A 2,305-nucleotide genomic window follows, 5' to 3' on the forward strand; every position below is an offset into this window, starting at 1 on the left:
AGTGTTGTTCTGGAGATCTTGCAGATCTCAAGGTTAAGTCTGTAGATGTTGAGGCATGGTCACCTCGTCAAAAGAAATACTTCGAGGTTGGAAGCTGTTCAAACCTTGGCGATGCACAGGCAAGAAGACTTCAGATCAGAGTAAAGGGCGAGGATGGCAAGAAGTATCTCGCTCATACACTCAACAATACAGTTGTTGCTCCACCAAGAATGCTTATCGCTTTCCTTGAGAACAATCTCCAGGCTGACGGAAGAGTCAGAATTCCAGAGAAGCTTCGTCCATACATGGGTGGAAAAGAGTATCTTGAGAAGACAGGAAAGTAATAATATAAATAAAAACATACAACAAGGGAGGTGTCGGAATGCATAGTTTTCTTCCATCTATAGGCTTTACTAACATAAAAAACAGACAGCAGCTTGAACCTATATACAGGCAGATCCTTGAATCGCCTGACAGGAAATTTATATCAACTATAAGTGCTGACACCTGTCTTGTACAATTCAGCAAAGACTTTGGGGAGAGATTTGGAATATCGCTTGTAGGTGAAATGTCAAAGGATGGCTCAATATCCATTGAGTATTATTTTCCTTACGTCACATCAAAGCTTTTGACCGATGACGAAAATATATACGTTGAGAAATATTCTGACAAGAGAGCATATGCCGGTGTTAGCAGTGATTTCAGTCTTGGAATGACTCTTATTTTCTTCATAACCAACATAGCAGACTACGAAAAATCATTGTGGATGAACAGATCAAACAAGTACTTTTCAAAGGCGTATTTTTCCGGTCTGTCAGTAAATGGTATGATCATTCTTGATGTGGATGATCACAGTGATAAAAATACATCCTACGGCAATGCAAAGAGAAGTAAACTCATCGAGGCTGCAAAGAAGGGTGATCCGGACGCAATAGAAAGTCTTACTCTTGAAGATATGGACACCTATAACACCATTGGAAGAAGGACTCACAAAGAGGATGTTCTGTCCATAGTGAAATCAAGCTTCATGCCTGTCGGTATTGAGACTGATCACTACGCAGTTATAGGAACTATCACATCATATATCGAGACAACCAACAGCTATACAAATGAATCGATATATCTGATTGATGTAGAAAGCAATGATCTGACATTTACCGTAGCGATCAACAAAAACCATCTTCTGGGTGAACCTGCTCCGGGAAGAAGATTCAAAGGTGATGTGTGGCTTCAGGGGCATATAGTTAACCCTTGACTATAAACTCTATAAATGTTACACTTATAATTGATGTGCATCTGTAGCTCAGCAGGATAGAGCGTCCGCCTCCTAAGCGGAAGGTCGTGGGTTCGAATCCCGTCAGGTGCACTATTTTTCACTAATAAATTTTCTAAAGGGACATGACTATGAATTATATTGTTATGGATCTTGAATGGAATCAAAGCTACAATGGGCATATGGGTGAACATCCACGTATGCCTTTTGAAATTATAGAGATTGGTGCCGTTAAGGTAGATAAGAATCTCAACATCATTGACGAATACTCAAGTCTTATCAAACCAAAAATTTATAAGAAATTACATTCAAAGATCAGAACAATTCTGAACTATGATGAGGATGACCTGAGTCTCGGAAGAGGATTCAAGGAAGTCTGTTCAGAATTTCTTGACTGGTGTGGAAAAGATTACATATTCTGCACATGGGGACCTATGGACCTCACAGAGCTTCAGACTAATATGGACTTTTATTATATGGACAAGCTTCCTAGGCCACTTAAGTTTCTGAATCTCCAAAGTATATATGCAAGCGTTACGAATACCTCAGGAATACCTCAGAGTATGAGTAAACTTGAAAAAGCGGTCAGTGAGATGAATATTCCGGAAAATGAACCATTTCACACAGCTCTCAACGATGCAAGATACACCGCACTTGTTATGAAAGAGATGAAAGCCAAGAATATAAATCAGCTTTACAGCTTTGATCTCTATATAACACCTAAGAATAAAGAAGAAGAGATTGAAGTATCTCATAATAACCAGTACGAATATATCTCAAGGGGTTTCAGAAATAAACATGCAGCACTGGACGATGAAAAAGTAACTCAGATTCGTTGTTACAAATGCAGCAAGAAGGTCAAGACACATATTGACTGGTTTGCAAATAGTCCATCATCGTACATGTGTGTTGGAAAATGCTGGATGCATGGTTATTTTTGTGGCAAGATAAAATTCAAATCTTTAAACAATAACTATTATGTTCACAAGACAATAAAACCTATCGACAAACAGGGTATAGAGGCAATTAAACAAAAACAGGAAGATATTCGTG

Annotated in this window: 3 protein-coding genes and 1 tRNA gene; all 4 read left to right on the forward strand. The window is 38.7% G+C overall.

What is annotated here, in order from left to right; all coding sequences use genetic code 11:
* The coding region (locus tag CCU_RS09185) for an aminoacyl--tRNA ligase-related protein (protein WP_305803640.1) at positions 1-323 on the forward strand (323 nt) is incomplete at its 5' end.
* 38 nt (positions 324-361) lie between these two features.
* Positions 362-1,234, forward strand: coding sequence for a DUF3881 family protein (locus tag CCU_RS09190; RefSeq protein WP_015534425.1), 873 nt, complete (start codon positions 362-364; stop codon positions 1,232-1,234).
* Between the two features lie 37 nt (positions 1,235-1,271).
* Positions 1,272-1,345, forward strand: a tRNA-Arg gene (locus tag CCU_RS09195).
* 38 nt (positions 1,346-1,383) lie between these two features.
* The coding region (locus CCU_RS09200; RefSeq protein WP_243440883.1) for a 3'-5' exonuclease at positions 1,384-2,305 on the forward strand (922 nt) is incomplete at its 3' end.

It is taken from the genome of Coprococcus sp. ART55/1 (assembly GCF_000210595.1).
Taxonomy (GTDB): domain Bacteria; phylum Bacillota; class Clostridia; order Lachnospirales; family Lachnospiraceae; genus Coprococcus; species Coprococcus aceti.